This window comes from Sporosarcina beigongshangi (assembly GCF_033485195.1).
Classification (GTDB): domain Bacteria; phylum Bacillota; class Bacilli; order Bacillales_A; family Planococcaceae; genus Sporosarcina; species Sporosarcina beigongshangi.
This window is the reverse complement of the sequence record NZ_JAWLIR010000035.1, coordinates 1-16,485: the sequence shown is the minus strand read 5'-3', so window position 1 is coordinate 16,485 and position 16,485 is coordinate 1. Positions and strand designations below refer to the sequence as shown.

Annotated in this window: 19 protein-coding genes; 18 read left to right on the top strand and 1 reads right to left on the bottom strand. The window is 41.0% G+C overall.

Annotated features, from left to right (window positions below):
* Positions 1–28: 28 nt before the first annotated feature.
* From R2B77_RS14555 to R2B77_RS14505, 11 genes are all read left to right on the top strand, one after another.
* Complete coding sequence (locus R2B77_RS14555) at positions 29–1,390, top strand: methyltransferase domain-containing protein (RefSeq protein WP_203248843.1); 1,362 nt, start codon at positions 29–31, stop codon at positions 1,388–1,390.
* On the top strand, positions 1,387–3,978 hold the full coding sequence (locus tag R2B77_RS14550) for a polynucleotide kinase-phosphatase (RefSeq protein ID WP_203248844.1): 2,592 nt from the start codon (positions 1,387–1,389) through the stop codon (positions 3,976–3,978). The genes R2B77_RS14555 and R2B77_RS14550 overlap by 4 nt, the downstream gene beginning before the upstream one ends.
* A gap of 212 nt (positions 3,979–4,190) precedes the next feature.
* The gene (locus R2B77_RS14545; RefSeq protein WP_203248845.1) at positions 4,191–5,396 is read left to right on the top strand and encodes a Bcr/CflA family efflux MFS transporter; all 1,206 of its coding nucleotides are present in this window, start codon (positions 4,191–4,193) and stop codon (positions 5,394–5,396) included.
* 89 nt (positions 5,397–5,485) lie between these two features.
* The gene (locus tag R2B77_RS14540; RefSeq protein ID WP_203248846.1) at positions 5,486–5,932 is read left to right on the top strand and encodes a hypothetical protein; all 447 of its coding nucleotides are present in this window, start codon (positions 5,486–5,488) and stop codon (positions 5,930–5,932) included.
* A 126-nt stretch (positions 5,933–6,058) separates the two neighbouring features.
* Complete coding sequence (locus R2B77_RS14535) at positions 6,059–6,868, top strand: N-acetylmuramoyl-L-alanine amidase family protein (protein ID WP_203248847.1); 810 nt, start codon at positions 6,059–6,061, stop codon at positions 6,866–6,868.
* Positions 6,869–7,015: 147 nt separating this feature from the next.
* Positions 7,016–7,450 (top strand): BrxA/BrxB family bacilliredoxin, encoded by a 435-nt coding sequence (locus tag R2B77_RS14530; RefSeq protein ID WP_203248848.1) that lies wholly within the window; start codon positions 7,016–7,018, stop codon positions 7,448–7,450.
* Positions 7,450–8,229 carry a class I SAM-dependent methyltransferase gene (locus tag R2B77_RS14525; RefSeq protein WP_212391856.1) on the top strand — a complete coding sequence of 260 codons (780 nt, stop codon included), beginning with the start codon at positions 7,450–7,452 and terminating at the stop codon, positions 8,227–8,229. Before R2B77_RS14530 ends, R2B77_RS14525 begins: the two co-directional genes overlap by 1 nt.
* Positions 8,230–8,500: 271 nt before the next feature.
* The gene (locus R2B77_RS14520; RefSeq protein ID WP_203248850.1) at positions 8,501–9,100 is read left to right on the top strand and encodes a YpjP family protein; all 600 of its coding nucleotides are present in this window, start codon (positions 8,501–8,503) and stop codon (positions 9,098–9,100) included.
* A gap of 94 nt (positions 9,101–9,194) precedes the next feature.
* Positions 9,195–10,136, top strand: a complete 942-nt coding sequence (locus tag R2B77_RS14515) for a thymidylate synthase (RefSeq protein WP_203248851.1) — start codon at positions 9,195–9,197, stop codon at positions 10,134–10,136.
* Between the two features lie 16 nt (positions 10,137–10,152).
* A complete protein-coding gene (locus R2B77_RS14510; protein ID WP_203248852.1) occupies positions 10,153–10,641 on the top strand; it encodes a dihydrofolate reductase in 489 nt (162 codons plus the stop codon).
* Position 10,642: 1 nt separating this feature from the next.
* Complete coding sequence (locus R2B77_RS14505) at positions 10,643–11,362, top strand: lysophospholipid acyltransferase family protein (protein ID WP_203248853.1); 720 nt, start codon at positions 10,643–10,645, stop codon at positions 11,360–11,362.
* A 97-nt stretch (positions 11,363–11,459) separates the two neighbouring features.
* On the opposite strand, the gene trhA is transcribed toward R2B77_RS14505, so the two are convergent.
* Positions 11,460–12,095: a PAQR family membrane homeostasis protein TrhA gene (gene trhA / locus R2B77_RS14500; protein ID WP_203248854.1), complete on the bottom strand. Its 636-nt coding sequence runs from the start codon at positions 12,093–12,095 to the stop codon at positions 11,460–11,462.
* A 72-nt stretch (positions 12,096–12,167) separates the two neighbouring features.
* On the opposite strand from trhA, the gene R2B77_RS14495 reads away from it, so the two are divergent.
* The 7 genes from R2B77_RS14495 to deoD all read left to right on the top strand — a co-directional run bounded on the left by R2B77_RS14495 (position 12,168) and on the right by deoD (position 16,482).
* Positions 12,168–13,007: a DegV family protein gene (locus tag R2B77_RS14495; RefSeq protein WP_203248855.1), complete on the top strand. Its 840-nt coding sequence runs from the start codon at positions 12,168–12,170 to the stop codon at positions 13,005–13,007.
* Positions 13,008–13,047: 40 nt separating this feature from the next.
* A complete protein-coding gene (locus tag R2B77_RS14490) occupies positions 13,048–13,863 on the top strand; it encodes a GDSL-type esterase/lipase family protein (protein ID WP_203248856.1) in 816 nt (271 codons plus the stop codon).
* Positions 13,864–13,876: 13 nt separating this feature from the next.
* Positions 13,877–14,455 (top strand): YpmS family protein, encoded by a 579-nt coding sequence (locus R2B77_RS14485; protein ID WP_203248857.1) that lies wholly within the window; start codon positions 13,877–13,879, stop codon positions 14,453–14,455.
* A 12-nt stretch (positions 14,456–14,467) separates the two neighbouring features.
* Complete coding sequence (gene msrA / locus R2B77_RS14480; protein WP_203248858.1) at positions 14,468–14,998, top strand: peptide-methionine (S)-S-oxide reductase MsrA; 531 nt, start codon at positions 14,468–14,470, stop codon at positions 14,996–14,998.
* On the top strand, positions 14,995–15,420 hold the full coding sequence (msrB, locus tag R2B77_RS14475; protein ID WP_203248859.1) for a peptide-methionine (R)-S-oxide reductase MsrB: 426 nt from the start codon (positions 14,995–14,997) through the stop codon (positions 15,418–15,420). Before msrA ends, msrB begins: the two co-directional genes overlap by 4 nt.
* A gap of 20 nt (positions 15,421–15,440) precedes the next feature.
* Positions 15,441–15,665 (top strand): YozE family protein, encoded by a 225-nt coding sequence (locus R2B77_RS14470; protein WP_203248860.1) that lies wholly within the window; start codon positions 15,441–15,443, stop codon positions 15,663–15,665.
* Positions 15,666–15,777: 112 nt separating this feature from the next.
* On the top strand, positions 15,778–16,482 hold the full coding sequence (deoD, locus tag R2B77_RS14465; protein ID WP_203248861.1) for a purine-nucleoside phosphorylase: 705 nt from the start codon (positions 15,778–15,780) through the stop codon (positions 16,480–16,482).
* The last annotated feature ends 3 nt before the right edge of the window (positions 16,483–16,485 follow it).

Sequence of the window (16,485 nt, the reverse complement as noted above, 5' to 3'; positions counted from 1 at the left end):
ATCCGAAAATTAGGAGGGTGGGTGCGCCATGCAATTAACAATTAGAGCAACGGGGGACAATGTGCAAGTCATTTCCTATTTGCTTGCTAAAAACCCGAATAATATTTATGAAAGAAATCATAAAGGACATTCGATACGAATGTTTTATAGTCTATTCACGGAAACAGCCCTTGAGATGACGGTCTTTGTAGCACCGGACCCCCTCGCGCTTATGAATCAATCATCGAACGCATACGATATTACTCATTACATTAACGATCGGGAATTTGCGGTGAGTAGTATTTTCATCTCGCTTATTCGTTCAGCGTTAGGAACGGCGCTGAATGGTCAACCAAAAGATGACTACATCAAATGGGTCAATCACCCATTTCATTTCGAGTTTGGCCTTGGACCTGTCGTTTCGGATTTGTCTGATGAACAAATCCGGGGGCTTTTCGAACCTTTAGGCTATGAGGTTGGCATCGAGTACGGTGAAACAGACTATGCTTTTCAGATTAAGACGAAAAGTACAGCACGTTTCCTTACGCTTGTGGGAAATGTAACGCTCCAGAAAGGGCTTCAACAACTGTTTTTGCTCATTCCAGTTTTGGATAATTATAAACATTACTTCATCGATGAAAGTGAAGTTGAAAAGATTAAAAGGTATGGAGAAGGCTGGCTTGATGACCATCCAGAAAGAGAATTTATTATTCGCAAGGCGCTGCGCTTTAAGGAAGTGTATAGCCTTATGGAAGAGCCTGCCGACAATCATCTCTTAGTGGAAGAAGTTACTATCGAAAAAGTGCGTTTAAATGAGTTACGCTATGAAAAAATTGTTGAAGTGGTCAATGGTTTACCGATGAAGAAATCGATTGTCGACTTTGGTTCTGGTGAGGGGAAATTAGCGGTTCGATTGGGCTTTGTCAAAGGAGTGCAGGAGATTCTTGCGGTGGAGCCATCGGAAATAGAATCGTTGAAAGCAATGAAGCGATTTGAAAACGTGATAGAAAAATATGGGTTTGTTGAGCCAACGCCGATGTGGGGATCACTATTTTATTATGATGAACGGTTAAAAGACAAGGATATTATCATTTTATGTGAAGTAATTGAACATATCGATGAGGAACGGCTACCAAAAGTGATGGATCTCCTGTTGGATGACTACAGACCGAATGTTTTGATTATCACGACACCGAACCAAGAATATAATGCGGTTTACGAGATGCAGGATGCAAAGCGGCATAGTGATCATAGGTTTGAATGGACGCGAGATGAATTCGAGCAATGGTGTGCAGACAGAAATCAGTTCGGAAAGTATAGGCTAACATTTGAAGGCATTGGAGAAATGCATGAAGCTTTTGGTTACCCGACACAAATGTGCACGTTCGTCAGGAAGGAGGAGGTTGTATGAAAATCACCATTCCATACGCCGGACTTGTGTTACTTGTCGGTGTTTCTAATAGTGGGAAAACGACGTTATTGAATAAATGGATTGAAGAGCAGAAAATCTTAGCATCCGAAGTGATTAGCTCAGATGCATATCGAGCAATCGTCGGAGATAAGGAGTTTATCAGCTGGTCAGAACGACCGAAAGATGAAGCAGATAGTCTAGTGGATGAATACCAGGAAATTTCTGCGGAAGCATTTAACATGATGGATCACGTTGTAGCAGCCAGATGCAGACTGAATAAAGTGACATTCATCGATGCAACTCATCTTTATCAAGATGACCGTAAAAAATATATTGCGCTTGCCAGGAAACACAACGTTCCAGCGATTGCGATTGTTATGGATGTGCCACAAGTGACACTGCTTGAACGCGATGAGCAACGGAGCAATCCACGAGGGAAACGACGTGTTAAACAGCAACATCAGACATTTAAGCGGGAAAAACGTTTTATTAAGAAAGATGGTTTTGCATCCGTTTATGTCACAGATGGACTAGAAGAGATTGAATTGCTGAGACGGGACAATCCGTTGCTAATTGATAGTGGTCATGGAATTGACATCGTTGGCGATATCCACGGCTGCTACGATGAGCTGATTACGTTACTCGCTAAGCTTGGCTATGAAAAAAATGATGAGGGTTTGTTCGTTCATCCGCAAGGACGGGTTTTCTTGTCGCTCGGCGATGTCATGAGCAGGGGACCGAAATCGTTGCAGACGATGTTATTTTTCCAGCAGCATGTTGAAAAGGGTTTGGCTTATATGATTGACAGTAATCATGGTTGGAAGATTGCGCGCTGGCTTGGTGGGCGGAAGGTAACACTGCATCATGGCGATGAAAAGGTCGAGGCGGAATTGCAGGCGTATGAAGAGAAGTACGGAGCAGAGCAAACGAAGGCTATGAAACAATCATTAGAAGAATTCCTACTACGCGCCCCCTCTCATTATGTTTTATTGAAAAATGGCGTGCAGACTGCTGTTTGTACACATGCAGGCATTCGGGATGAATTCATTGGTAAACAGTCCCCAGAGGTTCAAGATTTTTGTCGTTATGGAGATACAGATGGCAGCACCGAACAAGGTAAACCAGTACGTAAAGATTGGACAATCCATCATAAGGGAAGTGCACTCATTATTTGGGGGCATGATCCGAAACCACAGCCACTCGTCATCAATAACACAGTCAATATCGATCAAGGCGTTGTGTTCGGTGGTAAATTAACGGCTTATCGCTATCCGGAAAAAGAATTTGTTTCTGTGGAAGCGTTAGCTGATTATTCCGAGGCTATAGATAATCCGTTGAAAGAGTGGAAAGAAAAAAGGTTAGCCCCGCCGAATATTGGCAAATTTATTAATGGTTACACTGTTCAAACGAAGCAACTTGGTGAAGTGAAAGTCCATCAGGATATTGTGAAGCCTGCTATTGATACGGTCTCACACTTCGCGGTGCCTATTGAGCAATTACTTTATATTCCACCGACGATGAGCCCGACCCCTGTCACCTCATCACATCCAGGTTATTTAGAGCATCCAAAAGAAGCCGTTGATTATTATAGAAGCCATGGTATTTATACAATGATTGCTGAGAAAAAGCATATGGGTAGCCGGGCTGTATTATTGCTATTCAAAGATGTGGATTCAGCAAAAAAAGCAATCGGCTCCCGAACGCTAGGTGTCATTTACTCAAGAACGGGCAGACGGTTTTTTGATAAAATAACAGAAGCTGAAATCGTTTTAAAGTTGAATGAAGAGCTAGTAAGCAAAGGGTATTTTGAAAAGTACGAAACGGATTATGTACTACTCGATGCCGAAATTATGCCGTGGAATTTAAAAGCGAAAGAATTGATCAGCGAGCAATATGCCCATGTCGCGGAAAATGCAATTCTCGATCGCTCGAAGTTGAAAGAGAAATTGGAAGTTGTTGCAACCGGCGATAAGAATCTAGCTAGATGGTTGGTGGAAATGACAGATAAGATCGACAATTCGAAGGTCTTTAAAGAGGTTTTTCAAAAGTACTGCTGGGATACAGATGGTGTGAAGGCAATTCAAATTGCACCGTTCCATGTATTGGCACATAGCAATAAAACCTTTTTCGACAAATCGCATATGTGGCATATGGATATGAACAAGGAGTTCGCAGTAGATTCTTCTTTCTTTGTTTCCACGGAATTCAAAGTCATTTCGGATGAAGCTAGCGAATTAGAAGTCATTACTTGGTGGGAAGAGATGACGGCAGAAGGACATGAAGGAATTGTCATTAAACCGGAATTTTTTATTGGGACCCAGAATGGAAAGCTTGTGCAGCCTGCCATTAAAGTGAGAGGCCGCAAATACTTAACTATTATTTACGGGATGGATTATTTAGCGCCTGCTAATCTTGGGCGGTTGAAAAAACGCAACACAAGCAAAAAACAGAAGCTTGCGTTAAAAGAATTTGCTTTAGGTATCGAAGGCATCCGACGATTCGTCGATGGAGAATCCATCGAAAGAGTACATGAATGCGTTCTTGCAACGCTAGCACTGGAATCGGATCCAGTTGACCCAAGATTATAAATTGTCGGGTGATTTGTTTACAAGTAAATATAATCTTGGATTATGGTAATTGAATGTAAAAATGAATTACATCGAAAGGCTGAATCACAACATGTACAATGTTGTGATTCAGCCTTCTTTCATATTAAGCATTTTGGTGATAGAGTAGAGGACTTATGCTCCACAATCGTGGTCACTTCACGAATTGATTTTCAGTAGTAGAAAGGTTGTTTATGAACATGAAACCAGTAGCAGGGTCAAAAAGATTTCGTTTTGCGGTATTACTTGGAACACTAGCTGCAATGGGGCCATTATCAATTGATATGTATTTGCCTTCATTCCCTACAATTGTAGGTGCTTTTGACACAACAGCATCCTTCGTGCAGGTTAGCTTAACCGCCTGTCTGTTAGGAATTGGCCTGGGACAGCTCATACTTGGGCCAATGAGTGATGTTCATGGACGGAAGAAGCCGTTACTGATTGGACTTGCCGTTTATTTCGTTGCTTCTTTTTTATGTGTAATTGCGCCGACCATTGAATTTTTTATCGCTGCACGTTTTATGCAGGGGTTTGCGGCGTCAGCAGGAATCGTCATTTCGAGGGCGGTTGTTCGGGATGTTTATAGTGGAAGGGAACTGACGAAGTTTTTCGCTTTGCTTATGCTAATTAATAACTTAGCACCTATTCTTGCTCCGGTTTTTGGTGGTGGAATTCTTGTTTTCGCAGAATGGACGGGTATATTTGCTGTACTGAGTGCAATCGGTTTTTTACTTTTTGTCGTTGTCTTGTGGAGAATGGAAGAAACGCTACCAGGTCAAATGCGCGTACCTAGTAGTCTAACCAATACGTTGAAAAACTTTCTGTCTCTACTTAAAAATCGACAATTCATGGGCTTTGCGCTTGCGCAAGGTTTCATCATGGCTGGGATATTTGCTTACGTTGCAGGTACCCCGTTTGTCTATCAAAATATTTATGGGGTTTCACCGCAGACATTTAGTTTACTTTTCGGTATGAATGGGCTAGGACTTATATTGGGAGCTCAAACAGTGGGGCGCCTAACGGGTGTTTTATCTGAAAAGAAGTTTTTGGAAATCGGTTTATGTATGTCTATTATTTCAGGCACATTGCTACTAATCGCAGTTTTGTTAAATGGACCGCTTCTCACGATTGTGGTGCCAATTTTCTTTTTCGTCGCTTCAATAGGCGTCATTGCAACATCCTCCTTTTCATTGGCGATGGAATCACAAGGACATATTGCAGGAAGTGCTTCTGCATTGCTCGGGTTACTGCCCTTCATTCTCGGATCGATCACAGCACCACTTGTAGGAATAGCAGGTGAAGAGACGGCGATCCCGATGGGGGTTATCATCTTCACTTCAAGCTTGATCGCAGTCATTGCTTATGTTGGATTATCGAGAAAGATCTTGAATGACAGCTGATAGAAAGCCACTTGCTCAATGAAGTAGGTGGTTGTTTTCATCCTTTTGCAGCTAGCTGAATATGCTAAAGCATTAGGAGGAGAGTGGAATTGCGGGAGGTCATCATTGCTTTAGTTAGTTCTTCCATTACCATTGTCATTACAAGCTTCTTTAATTACCATTTTCGATTGAGACAAGAGATTCGCAATGAATCAGTTAAATATACAACAGAAATTTTAAAAAATGTATATACGCCTATTTTGAAAATACTTCTCTCTGCAATTGTACCGGGAGATGGATATGATGGTATCACAAAGGAAATGCTTTTTGAGATCGAAGCGATTATGAAAAGAAATTACGAGCTTGTAGACCCTCATCTTCATTCAATTATATGGTCTTTGAAAACAGAAGTTAGACGTGAGCATTATGAGGAAAGTTTAAGGTTGTTTGATAAAAATAAGACCTTATTAACGCATGTTGAGCATCACTTCAATTTCTATCGAAAACGGATAGGATTACCTTTCGATAAAACAAAGCTTACTAGAACCATTACCTAGAAACGTAATTGATTCCTTTCAGGATTGGACAAGTGCCGCCCTTTAAAAATCTCGCGTGAATAGACTAGAGAGAAAAGTATTTACACTAGTACTTTTTTAGGCTAATAAAGAGAGGGGGTAAATAGGATGGTTAAAATCGTAATCGATGCAGGACATGGCCTTCATACACCTGGGAAGCGTTCACCTGATGACGAACGGGAGTGGACATTTAACAATAAAGTAGCCCAATATGCGATTGCAAAATTACAAACCTATGAAAATGTGGACATTTTACGTGTCGATGATTCTACGGGAATGACGGATGTTCCTCTGGCAACACGGACAAAGCAAGCGAATGAATGGCAGGCAGATGTCTATGCATCCATTCACCATAATGCATTGAACGGCCAATGGGGTCAGCATAGTGGTATTGAAACATATACGATGGACAACCCAACAGCCAATCCAAAATCACATGAAATTGCGGGGGCAATCCATCCGCGGGTTGTTATGGCAATGGGTATTAGTAATCGCGGCATGAAGCGGGCCAATTTCCATGTGCTACGCGAATCTGACATGCCTGCGTTCTTAACTGAAGGGGGCTTTTTGGATTCGACAATCGATATTTCTAAATTACGCGACGATAACTACTTAAAGGCGCAAGGGGAAGCCATTGCTGAAGGACTCGCAGTCTATTTTAAATTACAACCAAAGTCTGTACAAGACCAACCAGCAACAGAACCGTATAACCAATATGGAAATCACCTCTATCAACCATCTATGCAGACTATTATTAACTCGACTCTTGATGTGTTAATTAGACTAGAAAACAAGCAGGAAGGTGCGCTATCTCCAATTTGGCGTGAAAAGCTATCCGAAGGAACGTTGACAAACTCTGATGCTATTGGAGTTTTGTTTGTAGCACTTGACCGTGGGTTACTTGGAGAATTAAAGTGAGAATTTGATGACAAAAGGCGGGTGGCTCAGATGAGTGCCTGCCGTTTTCATGTCAGAAAGCTACAATCGGTGAAAATCTTACATAGACAATGTAGAATGAATATGTACAAAAAATTATTTTTTAATGAACTGAAAGGGGATTTATACATGAACGCCTACGACGAGTACATGAAAGGCATCGTGAAACCGATGCGTGAAGAGCTTGCGAGCAATGGCTTTACTGAACTGACAACGGTTGAGGACGTCGAAGGAACGATGGCAGCACTTGAGGGGACGGCGCTTGTCGTCATTAATTCGGTTTGTGGCTGTGCAGCAGGTCTTGCGAGGCCCGCAGTAAGAGAAGCGATTGTAGAAGCAGAGCACAAGCCCGATCACTTATTAACTGTTTTTGCAGGACAAGATAAAGAGGCAACAGAGAGAATGAGGGCATATTTTCCAGAGGTGCCACCAAGCTCACCATCTATTGCATTATGGAAAGATGGGGCACTTGCATATTTTATCCCTCGGGAACAGATTGAGAACTTTGAGATGGAACAAATTAAAGACCATCTTTCAGAAGTACTTGAACAAGTTTGTCAATAATGCCAACGGTTATTACAACAGGGGGACGACCTGATTGGCGTTCTGAACAACTTGCAAAGGAAGCGGCAGCAGTTCTCGGTTATCCTGTTGTTGAACGAAAGAAACGCTCGGTAGCACGGTTACAGCAAGAATATAGATCAGATGTCATCGTTGCGGGCAAGGAGCGCTTCGATTTGTATCGGGTAGGCATGGACGAGCCCTTTTTCTTTCATCCTAATTCAGCAGCCTTTCGCTTGAAACGTTTATTGAAAGGCGAGTCAGATCCGTTAGTGGAAGTGTCTCAATTGAAGCAGGGCGATTCTTTTCTCGATTGTACATTAGGGTTAGCTTCAGATAGCATAGTTGCTTCCTTCATCACAGGGGATAGCGGTAAGATTACAGGTATTGAGGCAGATCCAGCTGTTGCCTTTATTACAGGGCGTGGTTTGCGAACGTTTCCATCGGAGTCACCGCAACTTGTACGAGCGATGGGGCGAATTGACGTTATCCATGTAGAGGCGGTGAAGTTTTTGCGCGAGCAAGCAGATGCTTCTTGGGATATTGTCTATATTGATCCAATGTTTCATGCGCCGATTACGGAATCCTCTAATTTCACTGCGCTGCGGCAAGTTGGTGTCCATAGCCTGTTGACGCAAGAGTGGGTTGAACAAGCGCAACGAGTTTGTAAGCGGCGAGTTATCGTTAAAGATCGGTTTGACTCGCCGGTATTTGAGCAATTTAAACTACAACAAAAAATTAGACCGAATACTAAATTCCATTTTGGTTTTATTGAAAAATGAAAACGCCGTCACATCTCAAACAGAGGGTGACGGCGTTTCCAATAGATTAGTGCGTGAAGCTTAAAGAGCTCAAGTATAAAATTAATGCGAGCATTCCGATACCAATTAGCAAAGTTATATCCATCAATGATACCCTCCTTTAAAAAAACGTACATTTATCTACAGTTTTATTGTACAATGAAAGTAACAAAGAAGAAACCTTTTCAATATCATTTCGTCTATAAGATAGACTATATGTTTTAAAAATATACACAATTGCGGGTGATTGTTGATGAAAAAATGGTTACAAAAAACACTAATTGTCGCGGTTGCATTTTTAACGCTCGGTGCAATTTCACCGAATCACCAATTCTGGACAAGCTTACAGGATAAAGACCAAGCAAAACAAGCAGAACAGCCACCGAAAAATACCGATTATTCAATCGGTCTGGCAGATGCATTTGTCTATGAAAGATCGGCAGAACCGGTTGTATCGGCAGAAGAGTCACTTATTGCTACCGCGAAAGAATTATCGTATGTGAAATTCGGATCGAAAATTGGCCCGGTCATTGCTGATGAATTTGATGAAATTATTTTTCCGAAAATTGAAGAAGCCATTAATATGACGTTTGAAAGTTCTGGAGATTTACATAAGCGTCGATTGGCGATTACCGAAAAACCAGCGGGCGATTACGCTGAGAAAATTTTCAATGTTTATAATTTAGAAAATGGACAGGATGTCATTCGTTTTCATGTTCGAACTGAAAAACGACCACAAGATGGTTACTTCTATAATTTCCATTATCATATTGCCGATGATGGATTCGTAGCCCATCATTCGATTGGTGACATCTACTGGTCAAAAAATACTCCTCCTAAGTGGTTATCGTAACTAACCACTTAGGATTTTTTTATTCCCTTCCTAATTATTATCCTCATATGATTTTTTTTGCTATACTGAACACATGTATTAGGAGGGAAATTGTATGAAACAATATATTGAGCTATGTAAACATGTACTTGAAACTGGGACAAAGAAAGAAGACCGTACAGGGACCGGAACAGTAAGTGTATTTGGCTATCAAATGCGCTTCGATTTGAATGAAGGTTTCCCTTTGATGACAACTAAAAAGACGGCATTTCGCTTAATTTCTTCAGAATTAATTTGGTTTTTGAAGGGCGATACGAATGTGAAAGCGCTGATTGAAGACCGCAATCCAATTTGGGATGAATGGGCGTTTGAGCAGTGGGTGAATAGTGCTGAATATGCCGGTCCTGATATGACTGATTTCGGACATCGTGCTACACAGGATGAACAATTCGAAGCAATTTATAAAATTGAAATGGATGCATTTAAAAAACGCGTCATTGAAGATGATGATTTCGCGAATAAATACGCTGATCTTGGTCCGGTCTATGGTAAACAATGGCGTTCTTGGACGACTGGTGACGGTACAATTGACCAGATTACAAATTTGATAGAAGGCATTAAACGTAATCCCGATTCAAGACGTCATATTGTCACGGCGTGGAATCCCTCTGAAGTAGAGGATATGGCGTTACCACCTTGTCATGCGCTTTTCCAATTTTATGTTGCAGATGGTAAACTATCTTGCCAACTCTACCAGCGCAGTGCAGATATTTTCCTAGGGGTGCCTTTCAATATTGCCTCTTATGCGCTTCTCGTTCATTTGATTGCTCATGAATGTGGTCTAGGTGTTGGAGAGTTTGTCCATACGCTTGGTGACGCACATATTTATACCAATCATATCGATCAAGTCAATGAGCAGCTGTCCCGTGAGCCGAAAAAATTACCGACATTGAAGCTAAATATCGGAGATAAATCTATTTTGTCATTAGAAACGACCGATATAGAACTGGAAAATTATGAATTTCACCCTAAAATTAAAGCGCCAAAAGCGATTTGAAAAGGAGCAGGAGACTATGATTTCATTACTTGTAGCACATGATCCTGATCGGGTCATCGGTCTTAACAATGAACTCCCTTGGCATATTCCCGAAGATCTTGCTTATTTCAAAAAGATGTCGATGGGCAAAGCGATGGTCATGGGACGCAAGACATTCGATTCGATTGGGAGACCGTTACCTGGCAGACTTAGTATTATTGTGACGCGTAACGAATCGTATACGGCGAAAGATGCTGTGGTCGTCCATGATATAAAGGAGGCCATTGCGAAAGGACAAGCATTTTCGGATGAAGTGATGATTATCGGTGGTGCCGAAATTTTCCAAACGACAATGGACATTGCAGATCGGCTGTACATTACAGCGATTCAAAAAAAGTTTGAAGGTGATACGTTTTTCCCGCAGTACGGAGCCGAATGGAAACTTATTTCATCTTCAGAGAATCACATCACGGCAGATGGAATACCGTATTCATTCCTCGTGTACGAAAGGAATTCTTTGAATTAATATGTTTAAAACAATTCGAACGTTTTCGTATCTTTTTGGCTATTTGCCATTCACGGTTCGAAGACTGCTGAAAGTGAAGAAATTGAGTCGTGAATTAGATCCTGAAGTGAGGGCTTTATATGTCGATGAGGTCCCTCGAATTTGGGCAGCAGGTATTTTGAAAAGAACCGGAAGTACCATTTCAATTACAGGTACTGAGCACTTGCCAGTGGGTCCTGTACTTTTAATTAGTAATCATGAAGGGAATTTCGATATCCCTGTTTTGATAAATTCTATCCCAAAACCTTTTGGCTTTATTTCCAAGGTGGAAGTGAAGAAGCTACCCATTATTAATGATTGGATGGACGAGATGAATTGTGTTTTTATCGACCGATCTGATAGAAGAGGCGCGATGAATGTACTCAAGGACTCAATACAGAAGCTGCGCGATGGCCATACGATTATCATTTTCCCAGAAGGAACGCGTAGTAAAGGTGCGGGTATTCAAGAATTTAAGTCGGGTTTTGCAAAAATTGCACAAGATGCGGGTGTCCCAGTTGTCCCAATTGCATTACACGGGACTTCAGCGATTATGGAAAAGAATAATAATAAAATTCGTCCTGCACATATACAAGTGAAGATTTTGCCACCAATTGAAGTGGAAGCAATCAGGGCTATGACAAGAAAACAGCTTGTCGATCATGCCGAAATGCAAGTTCGACAGGCAATTGAGTTGATGTAGATTGAGTCTTAAAAACACATTTGTTCTGAAAGCGATGCGTCAGCTCTAGAAATACTCTACTTCCACCAATTGAATATTAATCAATAAAAAAGCGTCCTCAAGTATACAAGAGGACGCAGAAATACATGGAAGCACTACCCGCTATTACAAATAGATGCCAAATAGCGTGGTTGTACGGAATTTTCCGCCAAGCGTAAAAGATAGAGCCGACTGTGTATAATAGGCCGCCCGCTACTAGTAGTGAAAAGCCTGCAATCGTTAGCTGAACGAATAAAGGCTTTATAGCAATCAAAATGAGCCAGCCCATTACAACGTAAAAGATGAGCGAAACAAACTCAAATCGATGAATGAAAAATACTTTAAACAAAATACCTGCAATCGCTAGACCCCATATGACCCCAAATAATGTCCAGCCAAGTGCACCTTTAATGGTAACGAGGAGAAACGGCGTATAGGTCCCAGCGATAAGGATATAAATGGCAGAGTGGTCAAGTATGGAGAAGATGCGTTTGAATTTGACAGGCATACTATGGAGCAGTGTACTCATAAGAAATAAGAGTAGCATAGATACACCAAAAACAGTGTAGCTGACAATATGCATTGCTGTGCCTTGCTGAATACCAACAATAATTAGGAAAACAAGAGCTGGTATACTGAGCACAAAGCCGAGACCGTGAGTAATTGCATTCCACAATTCCTCTCGAAAATTTTTAAAATCATAGGCAGTGGTCAAAAAAATAACCTCCTTTTTTTTACTATACTAAAATAAATTATGAATTGCTACTATTAGAGGGGAGTGCGTGTTATGAAAAAAGTTTATATTGTGACAGATTCAACGGCGGAATTAGAAAAAAAGGATATTGAACAATATGGAATCCATATTGTCCCACTAACGATACTCATTAATGGTCAAACATATATCGATGGTGTTGATATACAGCCTGATAAATTTGCAGAAATGATGAAGGATTCAGTAGAGTTGCCTAAAAGCTCACAACCAGCAACAGGCGTTTTTAAAGAGCTATATGACCGATTAGGTGAGGATGGTAGTGAAATCATTTCCATACATATGACGGGTGGTATGAGTGGAACAGTGAAATCTGCACAAGTAGCTGCAGATATGACCCATTCAAAAGTGACAGTTATTGATTCGATGTACATTACACACGCTTTATCATTTCAAGTGCTGGAAGCTGCAAAAATGGCAGAGCAAGGAAAAGCAGTTGCTGAAATCATTGAACGCCTGAATAATGTACGAAAAAAGACAACTCTTTTCGTCGTTGTTGACGTGCTAGATAACCTTGTCAAAGGTGGTCGAATCGGTAAGGGCAAAGCGATGATTGGGTCGTTGCTCAATATTAAACCGATTGCTACGCTACAGGATGGAGTTTATACGCCTGTCGCAAAAGCACGTAGCCATAAACAAGTCGTAGCCCATTTGTTTAAAGTATTTGGGGAAGAAACGGCTGGAAAAATTGTCCGTGGTGTCGGTATTGCGCATGTCAATGGCTTAGCAATGGCGGGACCACTTAAAAAACTTATTGAAGAAACAGGCGTTAAGGATGTTAAATTGACATTTGCAACACCTGTCATTAGCACACATACGGGTGAAGGTGCAATTGGGTTCATGTATTATACTGAGTGAAATCATTGAATCTTTATGAGAGAAAAGGGGAACAATATTTATGAGAAGAGTATTCATAATGATGATAGCCTTCTCATTGTTTTTGTCAGGCTGTCAACAAGGTGACTTATCCACACCAGACTCGTTGTCAAAACGGCAAAACATTGTATTTACAGCATGGGACATACCGGGCTATTTCATCCCAAAACGAGTTCATGTCATTGGGTTGGGGGATTCATTGACAGAGGGTGTTGGGGATGAACGAAAAAAAGGTGGATACTTCGGCCGAGTAACGAGTGAGATGAATGAGTGGCGTGGCGTAAAAGAAGTCGATGTCGTCAACTTGGCCAAGCGCGGTCGAAGGAGTGATCAGCTTATAAATCAGCTCGAAGAGCGGGATATACAATCGGCTGTTAAAAGAGCCGACATGATTTATTTGACGATTGGCGGCAACGATATGATGAAAGTATTCAAATCCAATCTTTTCAATCTGAAGACAGAGCCTTTTTATATCGAACTCGGCAAGTTTGAAAATAGATTAGATGAAGTGTTTTCCATCATTCGGGCATTAAATAGTGATGTCATCATTGTCGTGGCGGGCCTTTACAATCCAACGACACTTGTGACGGATGAAGCAAATGAATTTGTAACGATTATAGATGATTGGAACGAAGCGATTGAAGTTCGTACAACGCTTGACAGTAAATCTTGTTTCGTGCCTGTTATCGATTTATTTGATTCTAACGAAAACATGGTGTACCACACCGATTTCTTTCATCCGAATGCAAAAGGCTATGAGACAATGGCAGCACGTTATGTTGAACAGTTGAAAAAATGTGGTTTATTTGAGCTATCAGATGGGGAAATGGATATGTAGGAGCTGAGGTAAGATGAATAAATGGAAAATAGGTTTTTTTTTACTAGCAGGTCTTATCGCAGCGGGAATATCAGCTGTAATTGTATTTGTTAGCAGCTCTAATGAATCAGTTCCTCTTCCAGACATGAATGTCTTGAACGTGACGGATAATGTCTTAACTGTAAATGCAACGAAAGAGAATTTAGAAGGAATTGCAAATACGTATATACGAAAAGCGATGAAGGGAAGGCCGATTCCGGTAACGATGAAAGTCAGTGACGAGGTGCTATTATTCTCAGAAATGACGATATTTTCATATACAGTGCCAGTCATTATGCATTTTGACCCGGTTGTACGGGAAGATGGCAATTTAATTTTAAAGCTGTCGAAAATAGAAATTGGGATACTGGACACTGTGCCACCTTCGACCGTATTAAAAGTATTAAAGGACTCTATGAAACTTCCTCCTTGGATGACCGTTCGTCCAAAAGAAGAGGAAATATTCTTCAACCTATCGGAAATTCCTGTTTCGGGTAATTTACAAGTGAGAGCAAAAACATTTAACTTGGCTGAAGATCAGATTATTTTAGAAATCATTATTCCGAATGAATGAGGAGGGGTATGAATGGCGCAAGCAGTTGCAACATTTGCAGGAGGTTGTTTTTGGTGTATGGTCAAACCGTTTCACCGTTATGAAGGCGTTGTTTCTGTAGTTTCAGGCTACACGGGTGGAGAAATTGCTAATCCGTCCTACGAGCTCGTTTGTACAAACACAACGGGACATCGCGAAGCGGTTCAAATTACATTTGACGACGCAATCATTTCATATAATGAGCTTTTAGATATATTTTGGAAGCAAATAGATCCGACTGATAGTGGCGGACAGTTTTTCGATCGTGGAGAATCGTATCAAACTGCAATCTATTATCACACTGTAGAACAAATGGAGTTGGCAGAGCAATCGAAATCTAAATTAGAGAGTCTGGGCAAATTTAGTAGGCCGATTGCGACAAATATCCTTCCTGCAAAGCCATTTTACGCGGCAGAAGAAGGACATCAAGATTATTACTTAAAAAACCCTACGCACTACAACCGTTATGCAACTGGCTCAGGCCGAGAACGCTTCAAAACTGATAATTGGGGGGAAGACGCATGAAAGAACAGTTAAAAAAGACATTAACGGACATGCAGTATTACGTCACGCAGGAAAGTGGAACTGAACCACCTTTTCGCAATGAATTTGATAGTCATTACGAAGAAGGTATCTATGTTGATATCGTTTCAGGCAAGCCGTTATTCAGCTCGAAAGATAAATATGATGCGGGATGTGGGTGGCCGAGCTTTACGAAACCAATTGAAGAGGTAGAAGTAGTGGAGCATGAGGATGTTAGTCATGGTATGCGGCGGATAGAAGTACGTAGTAAGACTGCAGATTCCCACCTCGGTCACGTTTTCCCGGACGGACCTGGCGAAAACGGACTACGCTATTGTATTAACTCGGCTGCGCTGCGCTTCATTCCAGTCAATCGTTTTAAAGAAGAAGGTTACGAAGCTTACACGCAGCAATTTTTAGACTGAAAATAAGGAGGAGTGAATAAATGGATCGTTCTTTTTACCGTTTTGTTCTTTCATTCCGTGGTGGCGGAAAAGGAGATTTGAATGCTCTGTTTGCGGAAAGTGTGTTCAATGATTTAAGCTTTCCAAAGGAAGAAAAAGCCTTTGATCCATTATCTCGCTACATCGAAGAAAAGGCGGATCCGCAAATGCCATCCGCCATTTTTGATGAATTATATACATTATATGAAGAGCGTTTCCCTCAGTAATAACAATTGAGGGAAAATACATTTGAACGAAGATAAAGCGTCATCTTCTTTGCATAATGGCTTATTTGACTGTATGATAATAAAAGAAAATTTAAAAGTGAGGTTTTATAAAATGAGTATACATATTAATGCAAAAAAAGGTGAAATTGCAGATACTATTTTACTGCCAGGCGATCCACTTCGTGCAAAATACATTGCCGAAACATTTCTAGAGGACATCACTCAATACAATGACGTGCGGAATATGTTCGGTTATACAGGCACATACAAAGGAAAACGTATTTCCGTACAAGGGACTGGAATGGGTGTACCGTCTATTTCCATCTACGTAACGGAGTTAATGCAAGAATATGACGTTCAAAAACTGATTCGCGTTGGAACTTGCGGTGCTATCCAGAAGGACGTACACGTGCGTGATGTAATTCTTGCACAAAGCGCATCTACAGATTCTAAAATGAATGATATTATTTTTAACGGTGTCAGCTATGCACCAACTGCAGATTTTGATTTATTATTGAAGGCACATCAAGCCGGTCTTGAAAAAGGTCTAAAACTAAAAGTAGGAAACGTATTTACAGAAGATATTTTCTATAATGAATATGCACAGCATGAAAAATGGGCACAATACGGTGTTTTAGCTGTAGAAATGGAAGCTGCAGCATTGTACACACTTGCAGCAAAATTTGGTCGTCAGGCTCTTGCGATTTTAACAGTTAGCGACCATATCCTTACAGGGGAAGCGACATCATCAGAAGAACGTCAAACGACATTTAACGATATGATTATCGTAGCGTTAGAAGCAGCCATTCAAGACTGATTG